A 14,344-nucleotide genomic window follows, 5' to 3' on the forward strand; every position below is an offset into this window, starting at 1 on the left:
GGGTAACGAATGGAAGTGGCGCGGTTTGCAATGGAGGCGTATGTGCGAAGGGCGGCATCGTGCGATGCCGCCCTTCGCGTCAGCCGGACTGTGCGGCGCTCGCGATCATTGCCGGATCATTGTGAGATCGGCTTGGTCACGTCGATGCCGAACCACTTGTCCGAGATCTTCGTGAAGGTGCCATCGGCTTCGAGTTGCGTCATCGCGTCGTCGATCGCCTTGGCGAACTTCGGATTGCCCTTCTTGAACGGGATGGCCGACGGGTTGCCGGCGCCGACCATCGCGCCCGTGCGCAGCGGCAACTGCGAGTTCTTCAGCAGGTAGGCGAGCATCAGGCGGTCGTTGAGCGCCGCGTCGAGGCGGCCCGCTGCGAGGTCGCGCAGATACTCGGGGGCGCCCGGGTAGGTCTTCACGTCGATGCCAGGCACCGACTTGGCCATGTCCATGTAGTTGGTGCCGAGGCCGACGCCGAGCTTCTTGCCCTTCAGGTCTTCGAGCGTCTTGAACTCGCGCGTGTCGTCCTTGCGCTGGATGAGCTGCGCGGCCGAGTACGTGTACGCCGGCGAGAAGTCGAGCACGGCCTTGCGCTGGTCGGTCACGCCGACCTGGTTCACGATCACGTCGAACTTGCCTGCCTGCAGGCCCGCGATGATGCCGCTCCATTCGGTCGTGACGAATTCGGGCTTGAGGCCCATTTTCGCGGCGACGGCTCGGGCGATGTCGACGTCATAGCCGACCAGTTCGCCGTTGGGCGCCTTCGAGTTGAACGGGGGGAACGTGCCTTCGAGACCGATGCGCAGCGTGCCGCGCGCCTTGACCTGGTCGAGCAGGTCATCGGCGTGGGCGCTGGCTGCGACGAACGATGCGCCAACGATTGCAAGTGCAAGGAGTTTTTTCAGCAAACCGGATTTCATGTTTTCCTCTTGTTCTGCTGCTGCGATTCTGGTGCTAGTGCACAGCGCCTCCGATGCGCCATGACTAGCCTGCCACTATAGCTTTACGCGCGGCCCGGGGCCAGCGCCCGCGCACATTCGGCGACGAGTGCCGGGCCGCGGTAGATGAAGCCCGTGTAGACCTGCACGAGCGAGGCGCCGGCCGCGATCTTCGCGCGCGCGTCGTCGCCCGAAAAAATGCCGCCCACGCCGATGATCGGCACGTCGCCGCCCAATTCGGCGCGCAGCTTGCGGATCACGTTGTTCGAGGCGTCGAACACCGGGCGTCCCGAGAGGCCCCCCGTTTCGTTCGCATTTGGCATGCCTTCCACCGCCGCGCGCGAGAGCGTGGTGTTGGTCGCGATCACGCCTTCGATCTTGTGGCGCAGGAGCGTATCAGCGATTTCCTTGACCTGCTCGTCGTCGAGATCGGGCGCGATCTTCAGCGCGAGCGGCACGAGCTTGCCGTGCATGTCTGCGAGACGCTGCTGCTTGTCCTTGAGCGCGGCGAGCAGGGCGTCGAGTTCGCCGCCGCCTTGCAGCTGGCGCAGATTCTTCGTGTTCGGCGACGAGATGTTGATCGTCACGTAGCTCGCGAACGGATAGACGCGCTCGAGGCAGAAGAGATAGTCGTCGGCGGCGCGCTCGATCGGCGTGTCGGCGTTCTTGCCGATATTCAGGCCGAGAATGCCGCGATAGCGTGCGGCCTGCACGTTCTTCACGAACTGCTCGACGCCGTGGTTGTTGAACCCCATGCGGTTGATGATGCCGCCCGCCTGCGGCAGCCGGAAAATGCGCGGGCGCGGGTTGCCCGGCTGCGGGCGCGGCGTCACGGTGCCCACCTCGATGAAGCCGAAGCCGAGCGCGGCGAAACCGTCGATCGCGGCGCCTTCCTTGTCGAGGCCCGCGGCGAGTCCCACCGGGTTGCGGAAGGTGAGGCCCATGACGGTGCGCGGCGAATCGGGCACGCGCGGGGCGAGCAGGCCCGCCATGCCGGTGCGGCCGGCGGCGCCGATCATGCGCAGCGTGAGGTGATGGGCGTCTTCGGCGTCCATGCGAAAGAGCTGGTCGCGGACGAACGGATAAAGGGTGCTGAACACGGGAAGAAGGCGCGGGCGCCAGAAAATGGGAACCCGCTATTTTAGCGGTAACGCGGACCCTGGGCGATGCGCCGCGGGCTCAGGCTTCGGGCGTGAGCGGCGTGAGCGGCGTGAGTGGCGTGAGTGGCGCCCATGCGCCGTCGAAGAGCCCTTCGAGCGGCTGAAAGTGCGCCTTGTAGGCCATTTTCGGGCTCTCGCGGATCCAGTAGCCCAGATACACGTAAGGCAGCTGAAGGCTGCGGGCCTGCTCGATCTGCCAGAGGATGTTGTAGGTGCCGTAGCTCGTGTGGAGCGTGTCCGGGTCGAAGAACGTGTAGACCGACGAGAGCCCGTCGCCGAGGATGTCGATCATGCTCACCATGCGCAACGCGCCGGGCTCGTCCGGATGCGCAGGGTCCGGCTCGCGGAATTCGACCAGCCGTGAGTTGATCCGGCTTTGCAGCAGGAACTGCTCGTACTGGTCGCGGCTGTCGCGATCCATGCCGCCGCCCGCGTGGCGCGCGGACTGATAGCGCATGTAGAGCGCGTAATGCGCCTCGTCGTAGTGCAGCGGCGCGACCGTGGCGACGAGCGCGCCGTGCCGCTTCCACGCGCGACGCTGCGTGCGGCTCGGCGTGAAGCGCTCGACCGGCACACGCACCGGCACGCACGCGCGGCAGCCATCGCAGTAGGGGCGATAGGTGAACACGCCCGAGCGCCGGAAGCCGGCCTTCACGAGATCGGTATAGACGTCGGAGTTGATGAGATGACTGGGCGTTGCCACCTGCGAGCGCGCGATGCGCCCCTCCAGGTAACTACAGGGGTAGGGCGCCGTTGCATAGAATTGCAGCGCGGAAAGCGGTGAAAGCGGCAGCTCGTTTGGATGCGTCACGTTGGCAGCTCTCGTAGCAGTTCGGATCGTCGCGTGGCGCGCGCGTCGCGCACCCAGCCTCACGCGCAAGCCTTGCCAGGCCATACGGCGCGCCGCACAGGGCGTGCCAGGGAAGGCCGGGCTGCGATGGGTTCGCTATTCAGTCTAACATTGACGCCGAACATGTATCCATCGAATTGCGTGGGCTGTCGCAAGCTCGCACGCGAGCGATCATACGCCGCTCATGTGCCACTCATTTGCCGCTCGCCTGCCATTCACGCTGCGGGCAAGAACTCGTCTGGCGCGCCCCTGCCGCCGAGCAGATCGGCGAGCACGGCTTTGTCGAACTTCCAGGGAATGGGCGCGGCATTCACGTGCGTGCGCACGTGGGCGATGAACGCCTTGCGCGAGATTTCGCGCCCGCCGAGCGAGGCGAGATGCGCGGTGTTCTGCTGGCAATCGATCAACTCGACGCCGTGACGGCGCAGATGCGCGACGAGTGCCGCGAGCGCGATCTTTGACGCGTCGGTCATGGAAGCGAACATCGACTCGCCGAAGAACATCGTGCCGAGCGCCACGCCGTAGAGGCCCCCCACACGCTCGCCGCCGAACCAGGCCTCGACGCTGTGCGCGTCGCCCACGCGGTGCAGGGTGGAGTAGGCGTCGATCACGTCGCCGGTGATCCACGTGCCGCGCTGGCCGCGCCGCGGCGCGTTCGCGCACGCGCGCATCACGGCGGCGAAATTGTTGTCGACGCGAATTTCCCACGCGTCCTCACGCAGCACGCGCTTGAGCGTTTTTCTGAAGGAGGGCGAGACCTTGAATTCGTCGGGGCGCAGGATCATGCGCGGGTCGGGGCTCCACCAGAGCACCGGCTGGCCGTCCGAGTACCACGGGAAAATGCCGCGCCGGTAGGCATCGATGAGGCGTGACGGCAGCAGGTCCGCGCTGGCGGCGAGCAGGCCTGGCGCGCCGCTCGACGCGCCGAGTGCGCGCTCGACGGCGGGAAACGGTTCGTCGGGCGAAAGCCAGGGGACCATCGTCGCGGGCTTGGTTAGAAGGGCGATCAGCCGTCGCGCAGCGAGCGCAGGACGTCGCCGGTGTGCAGCCCGAAGCTGCCCGACTGGCGATCGGCGAAGAAACAGCGCAGGGTCTGCCCGACCGTTGGGAACGCAATGTCGTCCCAGGGAATTTCGTGCTCGTCGAAAAGCCGCACTTCGAGACTTTCCTCGCCGGCTGCGATATCGATGTCGAGCAGGCGCGCGAGATAGAACAGATGCACCTGATGCACACGCGGCACGTTCAGGAGTGAAAAGAGGTTCTGCACCTCGACGCGCGCGCCGGCTTCCTCGAGCGTTTCGCGTGCCGCGGCTTCGGCGGTCGTCTCTCCCATCTCCATGAAGCCGGCGGGCAGCGTCCAGTAGCCGTAGCGCGGCTCGATCGCGCGGCGGCACAACAGCACCTTGTCTTCCCAGACCGGAACCGTGCCGACCACGTTGCGCGGATTCTGATAGTGGATGGTGCCGCAGTGTGAGCAGACGTAGCGTTCGCGATTGTCGCCGGGCGGAATGAGCAGGCTGACCGCCTGACCGCAAGTCGAGCAGAATTTCATGGGCACGATAGGGGGATGGGTGATGCGAGTTTATCACCGCTCAGCGGCTTCGCTCATGTGCCCAGCGATGGGAAGACCGCGCCTGGAAGAGGCGTAAACGGAAAAAGGGTTACAGGCCAATGACCTGTAACCCTTTCGAATTCTGCTGGTTGCGGGGGTAGGATTTGAACCTACGACCTTCGGGTTATGAGCCCGACGAGCTGCCAGACTGCTCCACCCCGCGTCCGTCGAAGAAAAGATTATATGACAGTTCGCGCCGCGTTGCAACAACAAATGACGAGCGCCTTTCCACGCGTTTGCAAATAGTTTGCAGGACGCGCGTGGATGGCTTCTTGAATCGTCAGGATAGAATCGGGGCTCGTTCGGCGCCGTGCACGCTCTTCGCGATGTTCACGCTGCGCCGTTGCCTTGTACAACGCACTGCGACAACGCACTGCGCCTCATTTGCCTCTTCCATGGACATTCCCCTCGATCTGCAATCGATAGCCGCGCAAGAGCATGCGCTGGTGTTCCCGCGTTTCGACGCCGATCGTGCCTGGCAGCTCGGCTCGCATCTGCATGAACTCGCGCGCGCCCGCGCGCTGCCCGTCGCCATCGATGTGCGCACCTTCGGCCAGCAGCTCTTTTTTTGCGCGCTGGACGGCGCCACGCCCGACAATGCCGACTGGGTGCGCCGCAAGTCGCGCGTGGTCGAGCACTTTCGGCGCAGCTCCTATGCGATCGGCCTGCGCATGCAGCAAACCGGTTCGACGCTTGCCGACAAGCACGGCCTGCCGATCGCCGATTTCGCGCCGCATGGCGGTTCGTTTCCGCTCACGGTGGAGGGTACGGGCGTGATCGGCTCGATCACGGTCTCGGGCCTGCCGCAGCGCGCCGATCACGAACTGGTAGTCGAAGCGCTCTGCGCGCAACTCAACGCCGACTACGCGCAGCTCGCGCTCGCGAAGGTCTGAGACGATGCGCATTCCTCCGTTCTCGGCCTGGACCTGGCTCGTCATCGCGATCGTCGCGGAAGTCATCGCCACTTCTGCGTTGCGCGCGTCGAATGGCTTCACGCGGCTCGTGCCGTCGGCGATCGTCGTGGTGGGGTATGGCATCGCGTTCTACGGGCTCTCGCTCACGTTGCGCAGTTTGCCGGTGGGCATCGCCTATGCGGTGTGGTCGGGCGTGGGCATCGTGCTCATTACGCTCGTGGCGATGGCGCTCTATCGGCAGGTGCCCGATCTGCCGGCCGTGCTCGGGCTCGGGCTCATCGTGGCCGGCGTGGTCGTGCTGAATCTGTTCTCGAAGATGCAGGCGCATTGAAAGACGGCGGCCGAACCGGCCACCGCACTGGCCACATTCGCGCCAGACATTGCGCCTCGCGCGTAACATGGCCGGTTACCGCCGTGCACCGCGTCGTCCTCCGGCGGCAGTGCTTTCTGCTGATTTTCCCCATTGGGGCTGGACATGATCATTCGTTTTCCCGCCGACGCGCCGCTCTATCGCGACGCTAATCTGACCGTGGTCTTTCCCGCGCTCGTCGACGGCACACGCGTTCCCTGCGCGATTTCCGTCGAGGCGCTCGAGGACCATTTCGGTGCGCTGCCCGCGAACCGCGACGCGTGGATGCAGGCGTTCGACGCCGGCCGATCGCGCATCGAAGCTGTGGCGCGCGCCCATCTCGAACTCAGCAACGGCACGCCGGTGCTGCTCAAGAGCGGTCACTTTCCCCCCGGACGCCTGGACTCGTAGGCTTGTACGCGTAGTCAGGCACGCCCCGCACGGGCGTCACGGGAAATTTCGGTTGCCGCAACTGGCTAGCGTCGTCATGAGCATCGTCGAACGCAAGGACCGCGAACTCCACGCAAGGCACGCAGCACGCGCGCACGATCAGCGCGAGCGCATCCTCGACGCTGCGCGCCGCATCGTCATGCGCGACGGGCTCGCCGCGCTCTCCATGCGCAAGATCGCCGACGCGATCGGTTATTCGCCTGCGTCCCTCTATCTTTATTTCGCCGGCCGCGACGAGATTGCCGAGGCGCTCGGCCGCGAATGTTACGCGCAACTGCTTGCGCAGCTCGAACCGCTCGGGCTGATCGCCGACGCGCGCGAACGGCTTCATGCCCTCGCGCATGCATACGTGGCGTACGGCTGCGACCATCCGCAGACTTACGAACTCATCTTCATGGCGCACAAGACGCGCGCAGAGCACGTGGGACCGGCCGCACGCCGTCATCGCGCCGCGCTGGCCGAGGCGGCGGGCGAGCCTGAGGCGGGCGCTGCGCCGGCCTGCGGCGCACGACTCTTTGCCGCGACGCTGTCCGTGCTGACGCCGCCAAGCGGGGCGCATGTCGATGGGCCCCTGCTTGCGCAGTCGCTTTGGGCCACGCTGCACGGCGCGGTGATGCTCACGCTCGCGCGTGCCGGCTTTGAGCACGCGGCGCCCGGTCCGTTGATCGACGCCACGCTCGATGCGTGGTTCGGCGCGCGCGCCGCTGCGGCTGCGTCGCCGGCCGCGCAAGCGCCCGGTGTGGCGTCGTGATAGCCTCAGAGTGCCTGTGATCGCGCCTCGCCCGATTCAGGCGCCGCTCATCGTTCTGCCTTGCCAATCGCCATGTCACACGAAGCCAACGCAAGCCCGACCGCAGCCAACGCCGACTCGCACGTGCTTACGCGCGTAGCGAACCGCATCGGCTATATCGAACTCGAGCGCCCGCAGGCGCTCAATGCGCTCACCACCGCCATGGTCCGCACGATGCACGCCGCGCTCGATCGCTGGCGCGACGACCCGGGCGTGCTCGCGGTGATCGTGCGTACGCGCCACCCGCGCGCGTTCTGCGCGGGCGGCGACATTCGCTTTTTGTACGAGTCGTACCGCGCGGGCGACCAGGCGGCGCTCGACACGTTCTTCGCCGACGAATATCGCCTCAACCACGCCATCTTCACGTTTCCGAAGCCGTACATCGCGATGCTCAACGGCGTGGTCATGGGCGGCGGCATGGGCATTTCGCAGGGCGCGCATCGCACGGGCGGGCTGCGGCTCGTGGGTCCGACCACGCGCATGGCGATGCCGGAGACGCGCATCGGCCTCTTTCCCGATGTCGGCATGGGCTGGTTCCTCGCGCGCACGCCTGGCGCGATCGGCCGGTATCTCGCGGTGACAGGCGAGACGCTCGATCAGGCCAGCGCCGTGTATGCGGGCCTGGCCGATGCGTCGCTCGACGAGTCTGCGTGGCCGGCGCTGCTCGATGCGCTGGAGAGCGAGCCGTTTGCGAGCGGCGCGGAAGTGGTCGCGCGCATGCGCCAGGCGGCGCTGCCCGCGCCCGAATTGCGGCGACTCGCCGAAGGATCGTCGCTGGCCGCGGTGCGCGGCTGGATCGACCAGCATTTCTCGCTCGCCGATGTGCCGGCCATGCTGGCATCGCTCGAAGCCGCTCGCCATGCGCGCGCGGGCGACGAGGCAAAATGGGCCGGGCAGATGGTGGACGTTCTGCGCGAGCGTTCGCCGCTTTCCATGGCGGTGTCGCTCGAGGTAGTCTCGCGCGCGGAGGGCACGATGGCCGACTGCCTGCGCCGCGACCTCGACCTCACGCGCTCGAGCTTCGCGATTGGCGACGTGCTGGAGGGCATCCGTGCGCGCATCATCGACAAGGATAATCAACCGCATTGGCGCTTCGCGAATATCGAAGACGTGCGCCGCGAAGACGTCGAGCGGATGTTCGAGAGCCCCTGGCGCTTGATGGAGCACCCGCTGCGCGAACTCATCGGTTGAGCTGGCTGGCGCGAGGGAGCAGTGGAGGAGGTGTGAGGGGGAAAGCGCGGTGGGAAAACGCGGGCCGCGCATGGCGCACGGCCCGCAGGCGCAGTCAGTCTTCGGCCGTTTCGCTCATGAACGCGCGCATGAAAACCAGCGCGCCCCAGCCCCACATCGCATTCGAGGCGAAGCCCGTGGCAAGCCGCGGCAGCATGTTGCCGGTCGGCCAGATGCCGCGCAGAGGATCGACGACGAACACCATTGCCGCAGTGAGGACGATGCCGCCGAACACGAAGGCCTGAACCCACGGCGCGGGCCGCGAAGGCGACACGCGCAGCAGCCACGCCATCAGCACGGCCCAGATGGCGCTCCAGATCGCATTCACGAGGAACTCGGGCAGCCCGAGCGGCTGGAATGGGTTCGTCGAAAATCCGGCCGCGTCGATGACCTGGGCCGCATGCAGGAGCGCGAGCGTCGCCTCGCGAAAGAAGAGCGACGCGAGAAAGCCGGATACGAACGGCAGAATCAGTTTTTGCATGGAATCGTGCGAGAGCTTCTTGGCCTCGCTGCGCAACGCGCCTTATGGAGCGTGATGCGCGCGGCGTGCCGGTGTTTTTGTGGGTGCGTGCGCCATTATATCGGCGCGCGGTGCGCGCGAGGCGCACCGTACGCTAAAGCGTCGGGTAAAGCACGAAAGTGGAAAACCTAAGCTCAAAAAAATCGTTCTAAAGGGTGCGAGCGGTCCCTAGACTGGTTCCCCATGAAGACGGCGCCGCCGTCGCCGGGCGCTCTCGCGAGGCGCACGGGGAACGCGCCGGCGCATTCCGTCTGCTGTCGAATCCTCTCAATCGAGCCACGAGCGGCGCATTCGCTTGCGCGGCGTGCCCGCGCGTGCTCGCTGGCCGGCAGTCACCCGATTCGTTTCGAATTTCCAGGCAGGAGCAATGCATGAATGTGTTCTGGTTCATCCCGACCCACGGCGACAGCCGCTATCTGGGCACGACCCAGGGCGCGCGCGCGGCCGATCTCGCGTATTTCCAGCAGATCGCCGTCGCCGCCGATACGCTCGGCTATGAAGGCGTCCTGCTGCCTACCGGGCGCTCGTGCGAGGACGCGTGGGTCGTGGCGTCGAGCCTCATCGCCGCGACACGGCGCCTGAAGTTCCTCGTGGCGATCCGCCCCGGCCTCTCGTCGCCGGCACTCTCCGCACGGATGGCCGCGACGTTCGACCGGCTCTCCAATGGCCGTCTGCTCATCAACGTCGTGACGGGCGGCGACACGGCCGAGCTGGAAGGCGATGGCCTCTTCGTCGATCACGACACGCGCTACGAAATCACCGACGAGTTCCTGCATATCTGGCGCAAGCTGCTCGCCGCGTCGCACGCGAACGAGGCGATCGATTTCGAGGGGCGACATCTGCGCTCGGTAGGCGGCAAAGTGCTGTATCCGCCAGCGCAGCATCCGCATCCGCCGTTGTGGTTCGGCGGCTCGTCGCCGGCCGCGCATGCCATGGCGGGCGCGCACATCGACACCTATCTGACGTGGGGCGAGCCTCCCGAAGCCGTCGCGCGCAAGATCGCCGACATCCGCGCGCGCGCCGCCGAGCACGGCCGCACGATCCGCTTCGGCATTCGCCTGCACGTGATCGTGCGCGAGAGCGAAGACGAAGCGTGGGCCGCCGCCGACAAGCTCATCAGCCACCTCGACGACGAGACGGTTGCGCGCGCCCAGGCCGCATTCGCGAAGATGGATTCGGAAGGCCAGCGCCGCATGGCCGCGCTGCACGGCGGCAAGCGCGGCACGCGCAAGGACCTCGAGGTGTATCCGAACCTGTGGGCTGGCGTGGGCCTCGTGCGCGGCGGCGCGGGCACGGCGCTCGTCGGCAATCCTGAACAGGTGGCCGCGCTCATGAAGGAATACGCGCAGCTTGGCATCGAGACGTTCATCTTGTCCGGCTATCCCCATCTCGAGGAATCCTACCGGTTTGCGGAACTCGTGTTCCCGCTGCTGCCTGGGCGCACGGCGAAGGGCGCGGGCGGCCCCCTTTCGGGGCCTTTCGGCGAAGTGGTCGGGAATCACTATCTGCCGAAAGTGAGCCAGAGTTGAGGCGCTGGAGAACGGCAGCAATCGTGGAGGATGCAACGATGACGCAATCCGTAGTAAGGGCCGCACCCGCGCGCGATCACACCACCGCAGGCGGTGCGCTGCGCGCCGCGCGGAGATTCGTGCGGGGGAGCCGGCGGCGGCTCGCGCCCTGGCTAGTGCCGCTGGCGGTGCTGGTGATCTGGGAGATCGCCGCAAGAAGCGGCGCGCTTTCGACGCGCGTGCTGCCCGAGCCGCTCGCCGTGGTGCGGGCGGCCTGGTCGCTGATCGAGTCGGGCGAAATGTGGGCGGACGTGCGCGTGAGCACGTGGCGGGCGCTTTCGGGGTTCGCGATCGGCGGCGGCATCGGGCTCGTGCTCGGATTGGCTACCGGGCTTTTCAAGCCCGCGGAAACCGCGCTCGATTCGACCGTGCAGATGGTCCGCAATATCCCGGCGCTCGCCATGATTCCGCTCGTGATCCTGTGGTTCGGCATTGGCGAGGAGGCGAAAGTCTTTCTCGTGGCGCTGGGCGTGTTCTTTCCCGTCTACGTGAATACGTTTCACGGCATCCGCTCGGTGGACGCCAATCTCGTCGAGATGGCGCGCAGCTATGGGCTCAAGGGTTTCGCGCTCTATCGCGAGGTGATATTGCCGGGGGCGTTGCCATCGATTCTCGTCGGCGTGCGCTTTGCGCTTGGGCTGATGTGGGTGACGCTGATCGTCGCCGAAACGATCTCCGCGCAGTCGGGCATTGGCTACATGACGATGAACGCGCGCGAATTCCTGCAAACCGATGTGGTGGTGGTCGGCATCCTGCTCTATGCGGCGCTCGGCAAGCTCGCCGACTGGCTTGCGAAGTCGCTCGAGCGCGTGGCGCTGCGCTGGCACCCCGCTTATCAACAGGAGAACGAAGCATGAGCGCGAGTCAACTGGCGCCGAACTACGGCGGGGGGTGGGAAGACGCCGGGCGCGTGCAGGCGCGCGAGCGCAACGACAGGGCGCAAGCGGCGCGCGAGGGCGTGGCACCGCGTACGCCCGAAGTGGACGCCGCCGTTGCCCTTCGCGGCGTGGGCAAGCGCTACGGCGAGCACGCCGTGCTCGCCGGCTTCGACCTCGCGATCGAGCGCGGCAGTTTTGTGTCGATTGTCGGACGCAGCGGTTGCGGCAAGTCCACGTTGCTGCGCCTGATCGCCGGCCTCGAAACGCCCGACGAGGGCGTGGTCGAGCGGCGCGGCGCAGATGGCGCGCCGCTCGATACGCGCATCATGTTTCAGGACGCGCGCCTCTTGCCGTGGAAGACCGTCTTGCAGAACGTGATGCTCGGACTCGGGCGCGGCGCGCGTGACGACGCCCGCGCGGTGCTCGACGAAGTGGGCCTGCTCGCGCGCGCCGACGAGTGGCCCGCGCGCCTCTCGGGAGGCCAGCGCCAGCGCGTTGCGCTCGCCCGTGCGCTCGTGCATCGTCCGAGCCTGTTGCTGCTCGACGAGCCGCTCGGCGCACTCGACGCGCTGACGCGCCTCGAGATGCATGCGCTGATCGAGCGCCTTTGGCGCGAGCATCGCTTCACCGCGTTGCTGGTGACGCACGACGTGCACGAAGCTGTCGCACTCGGCGACCGTATTCTGCTCGTCGAGGCAGGGCGCATCGCGCTCGATCAGCGCGTGCCGCTCGAGCGCCCGCGGGCGCGCGTCGACGCACGCTTTGCTGCGCTCGAGGAGAGCGTGCTGCAGCGCGTGCTAGGCCACGGCCCACTGCCAGCCGCCGGGCGGCCAACGGGCGCAGTGGTCTGAATTATTCATCAGGAATCCTGTTGTTTTTACTCGAACCCACGGAGCCGAATCTATGAGCATTACCGCTATCAACGTGCGCAACCAGTTTCGCGGCAAGATCAAGGAAATCATTCGCGGGCCCGTCGTTTCGGAAGTCGATGTCGATACGGCATTCGGCATCGTCACCTCGGTCATCACCACGCGCTCGATCGACGAACTCGAGTTGAAGGTGGGCTCGGAAGTGGTCGCGCTGGTGAAGTCGACGGAGGTGTCGATCGCGCGCCTGTGAAGCGTGCCCGCGCCGGCGCCGCCTGCGAGTCGCGGCGCGCGCAAGTGCTAGCATGAACCGTCAACGGAAGACGGAAGAGGCGAGCATGGAGCCGAAGGGCATCGACATGGGCGACTACCAGGAGCGCTACAAGGACTACGATATTGAAGTCGCAGTCGAGCAGGTGCTCACGGGCGTGAAGGCGCACTATCGTGTGCTGAAGGACGATACGATCGTGGAGGACTGGCAGCTCGTGCCTATCACGCGCCTCTGGTCCACCGAGCACGCGGCGGCCGAGGCGGGCTTCGGAGCGGCGCGCGCGTGGATCGATGCGCGCGGCACGCAAGCGAGCTAGCGTTTGCCTTGCGAACTCGCGCTGGGCGACTGGCTTGCCCGGCGCGCTGCATCGGCGAACATGTCGCGTAGTTGCTGGCGCTCGGCCCCGGTCAAATGTGCAGCGGCGGCCGGCATCGTGAGGACCAGGTGCAGCGTGAGGTTGCCGCGCCCGCCGTTGCGGTCCGCGAGTCCAAGACCCGGCAGACGGATCGGCGTGCGCGCATTCGCGTTCGCCGGAATTTTCACGTCGAACGTGCGGCCGAGCACCTTGGCCTGAACGCCGCCGCCTAGCATGGCCGTCACGAAGTCGACTGGAAGCTCGCAAGCGAGATCGAGCCCGTTGCGCGTAAAGCCCGGGCCGCAAACGATGGAGACGGAGAAAGTCGCGTCTCCCGGTGGGCCGCCGTTCACGCCGGGGTGGCCGCCGTCGGCCACCACCAGACGCTGGCCGTCCCATGCGCCGTGTGGAATTGCGACCACTTCCGACTTGCGCCATGTCTTTACGCCGGTGCCGTGACATTGTTCGCAAAGCGCGCCGCGATCTTCCTGTTCGCACGCGGGACACGGACCTTTGACAGGGTAGTGGGCTTGAACGCCGCCGCCATTGATCGCGACTTCTAGCGGCACGAATAGCTCGACGAGGCAGTTGGCGCCGCGCATGGGCGGCGCCGCGCGACGCTGACGCGGTTGCGCTTCGCCGTTGCGGGTCTTGCCGGCCGAACTCGCGGCGCCAGTTGTCCTCGCCGTTGGCGCGATGCGCCTGCCGCTCAGAATCTCGAAGGCCTCCTGAATGAGCTTGAAGACCGGCTCGACTGCCGCCTCGCGACCCTTGTTGCGGTCGGGGTGGTACTTCGCGCGCAGTTGACGGTAGGCGCGCTTGATTTCTGCCGGGGACGCAGTCTCCGGCAGGTGCAGCCGCCTGTAGTATTGCTCGAAGCTCAAAGACGTTCCCGGGTGTCTCTCGTGCACAGACGCAATTGAGCCCGCAACCCGTGCGGGCTCATTTGTTCACTGCTGAATTCTTTGGGGTGGCTGATGGGACTCGAACCCACGACAACAGGAATCGCAATCGAGTCGGCGAACAGCAAATTCAGGTTAAAAATCAAAGCGCTGTGATTTTGATTTCGGAATATGGCCCACTTTATCGACCCACACCGGTGTGGGTTTGCGGCGGGGCATTCCGAAATGCTGTCGCTATTTTAGCCGCTCCTCCTAATTTCGTTGCTCTGGTATCCGCACTGAGTCCAAGCCAGTCGGCGAGTTCGTGGTCAGGTCGTCGCTCAGCGATTGCTCTATTCGCTACTTGCCTTGAGTGCGTGGGTTCCCAGCTATTGGGGGGCGATTACCTGTTACATGCATAACTGCGACGTCGGCCATGCTACTATTTCCTTTCAATTTGAAAGGAGACTGCCGATGGGCTGGAACGTGCGTTTTACCGACTACCGTGGTTACGACCTCCATTCGGAAACCCTTGAGTGCCCCAATGAAATGTGGGTATGGCGCGCGAAAGTAAGCAGGGGCCCAGAACGCGAGATCGCTTCGAGTGAAGACCTGAAGACGAGCCACAGGACTCGGGACGATGCCGAAAGCGCCGGGTTCGCTTGGGGGCGCGCGATGGTCGATGAAATCTTGATGGGCTAGGCAAACCTGTTTCACT

General features: G+C 65.9%; 18 protein-coding genes and 1 tRNA gene. 11 read left to right on the forward strand and 8 right to left on the reverse strand.

Annotated elements, in window-relative coordinates:
* Positions 1-116 precede the first annotated feature (116 nt).
* The 6 genes from AB4Y36_RS21430 to AB4Y36_RS21455 form a co-directional block, all read right to left on the reverse strand.
* Complete coding sequence (locus tag AB4Y36_RS21430) at positions 117-914, reverse strand: cystine ABC transporter substrate-binding protein (protein ID WP_342945629.1); 798 nt, start codon at positions 912-914, stop codon at positions 117-119.
* 83 nt (positions 915-997) lie between these two features.
* Positions 998-2,032 (reverse strand): quinone-dependent dihydroorotate dehydrogenase, encoded by a 1,035-nt coding sequence (locus AB4Y36_RS21435; RefSeq protein WP_342945630.1) that lies wholly within the window; start codon positions 2,030-2,032, stop codon positions 998-1,000.
* Between the two features lie 79 nt (positions 2,033-2,111).
* Entirely contained in the window at positions 2,112-2,903 is a 792-nt protein-coding gene (locus AB4Y36_RS21440; RefSeq protein WP_368684020.1) for an arginyltransferase, read from the reverse strand.
* A 254-nt stretch (positions 2,904-3,157) separates the two neighbouring features.
* Positions 3,158-3,922 (reverse strand): leucyl/phenylalanyl-tRNA--protein transferase, encoded by a 765-nt coding sequence (aat, locus tag AB4Y36_RS21445; RefSeq protein WP_069267569.1) that lies wholly within the window; start codon positions 3,920-3,922, stop codon positions 3,158-3,160.
* A 26-nt stretch (positions 3,923-3,948) separates the two neighbouring features.
* Positions 3,949-4,494: an NUDIX hydrolase gene (locus tag AB4Y36_RS21450; protein WP_069267568.1), complete on the reverse strand. Its 546-nt coding sequence runs from the start codon at positions 4,492-4,494 to the stop codon at positions 3,949-3,951.
* A 146-nt stretch (positions 4,495-4,640) separates the two neighbouring features.
* Positions 4,641-4,717 (reverse strand) — tRNA-Met (locus AB4Y36_RS21455).
* A 232-nt stretch (positions 4,718-4,949) separates the two neighbouring features.
* Between AB4Y36_RS21455 and AB4Y36_RS21460 the strand changes: the two genes are divergently transcribed.
* The 5 genes from AB4Y36_RS21460 to AB4Y36_RS21480 all read left to right on the forward strand — a co-directional run bounded on the left by AB4Y36_RS21460 (position 4,950) and on the right by AB4Y36_RS21480 (position 8,248).
* Entirely contained in the window at positions 4,950-5,447 is a 498-nt protein-coding gene (locus AB4Y36_RS21460) for a heme-degrading domain-containing protein (RefSeq protein ID WP_342945649.1), read from the forward strand.
* A gap of 4 nt (positions 5,448-5,451) precedes the next feature.
* A complete protein-coding gene (locus AB4Y36_RS21465) occupies positions 5,452-5,799 on the forward strand; it encodes a multidrug efflux SMR transporter (protein WP_368684021.1) in 348 nt (115 codons plus the stop codon).
* 144 nt (positions 5,800-5,943) lie between these two features.
* A complete protein-coding gene (locus tag AB4Y36_RS21470) occupies positions 5,944-6,228 on the forward strand; it encodes a DUF1488 domain-containing protein (protein WP_069267565.1) in 285 nt (94 codons plus the stop codon).
* A gap of 76 nt (positions 6,229-6,304) precedes the next feature.
* On the forward strand, positions 6,305-7,018 hold the full coding sequence (locus AB4Y36_RS21475; RefSeq protein WP_342945650.1) for a TetR/AcrR family transcriptional regulator: 714 nt from the start codon (positions 6,305-6,307) through the stop codon (positions 7,016-7,018).
* A gap of 72 nt (positions 7,019-7,090) precedes the next feature.
* Positions 7,091-8,248, forward strand: a complete 1,158-nt coding sequence (locus AB4Y36_RS21480; protein WP_368684022.1) for an enoyl-CoA hydratase/isomerase family protein — start codon at positions 7,091-7,093, stop codon at positions 8,246-8,248.
* Positions 8,249-8,342: 94 nt separating this feature from the next.
* Here AB4Y36_RS21480 and AB4Y36_RS21485 read toward each other — a convergent pair whose 3' ends face one another.
* Entirely contained in the window at positions 8,343-8,768 is a 426-nt protein-coding gene (locus tag AB4Y36_RS21485; protein ID WP_069267614.1) for a hypothetical protein, read from the reverse strand.
* 410 nt (positions 8,769-9,178) lie between these two features.
* Here AB4Y36_RS21485 and ssuD point away from each other — a divergent pair, with 410 nt between their 5' ends.
* The 5 genes from ssuD to AB4Y36_RS21510 all read left to right on the forward strand — a co-directional run bounded on the left by ssuD (position 9,179) and on the right by AB4Y36_RS21510 (position 12,706).
* Complete coding sequence (gene ssuD / locus AB4Y36_RS21490; protein WP_342945652.1) at positions 9,179-10,336, forward strand: FMNH2-dependent alkanesulfonate monooxygenase; 1,158 nt, start codon at positions 9,179-9,181, stop codon at positions 10,334-10,336.
* A gap of 38 nt (positions 10,337-10,374) precedes the next feature.
* A complete protein-coding gene (ssuC, locus tag AB4Y36_RS21495) occupies positions 10,375-11,232 on the forward strand; it encodes an aliphatic sulfonate ABC transporter permease SsuC (RefSeq protein WP_368684023.1) in 858 nt (285 codons plus the stop codon).
* Positions 11,229-12,104: an ATP-binding cassette domain-containing protein gene (locus tag AB4Y36_RS21500; RefSeq protein ID WP_368684024.1), complete on the forward strand. Its 876-nt coding sequence runs from the start codon at positions 11,229-11,231 to the stop codon at positions 12,102-12,104. Before ssuC ends, AB4Y36_RS21500 begins: the two co-directional genes overlap by 4 nt.
* Before the next feature lie 52 nt (positions 12,105-12,156).
* Positions 12,157-12,372, forward strand: coding sequence for a molybdopterin-binding protein (locus AB4Y36_RS21505; RefSeq protein ID WP_028204871.1), 216 nt, complete (start codon positions 12,157-12,159; stop codon positions 12,370-12,372).
* An 85-nt stretch (positions 12,373-12,457) separates the two neighbouring features.
* Positions 12,458-12,706: a DUF6566 family protein gene (locus tag AB4Y36_RS21510; RefSeq protein ID WP_368684086.1), complete on the forward strand. Its 249-nt coding sequence runs from the start codon at positions 12,458-12,460 to the stop codon at positions 12,704-12,706.
* Here AB4Y36_RS21510 and AB4Y36_RS21515 read toward each other — a convergent pair.
* On the reverse strand, positions 12,703-13,629 hold the full coding sequence (locus AB4Y36_RS21515) for a DnaJ C-terminal domain-containing protein (RefSeq protein WP_368684025.1): 927 nt from the start codon (positions 13,627-13,629) through the stop codon (positions 12,703-12,705). The two genes, AB4Y36_RS21510 and AB4Y36_RS21515, sit on opposite strands and share 4 nt — an antisense overlap.
* A 471-nt stretch (positions 13,630-14,100) precedes the next feature.
* Here AB4Y36_RS21515 and AB4Y36_RS21520 point away from each other — a divergent pair, with 471 nt between their 5' ends.
* Positions 14,101-14,328: a hypothetical protein gene (locus AB4Y36_RS21520; RefSeq protein WP_069267558.1), complete on the forward strand. Its 228-nt coding sequence runs from the start codon at positions 14,101-14,103 to the stop codon at positions 14,326-14,328.
* The last annotated feature ends 16 nt before the right edge of the window (positions 14,329-14,344 follow it).

It is taken from the genome of Paraburkholderia sp. BR10936 (assembly GCF_040965735.1).
GTDB lineage: Bacteria > Pseudomonadota > Gammaproteobacteria > Burkholderiales > Burkholderiaceae > Paraburkholderia > Paraburkholderia nodosa_A.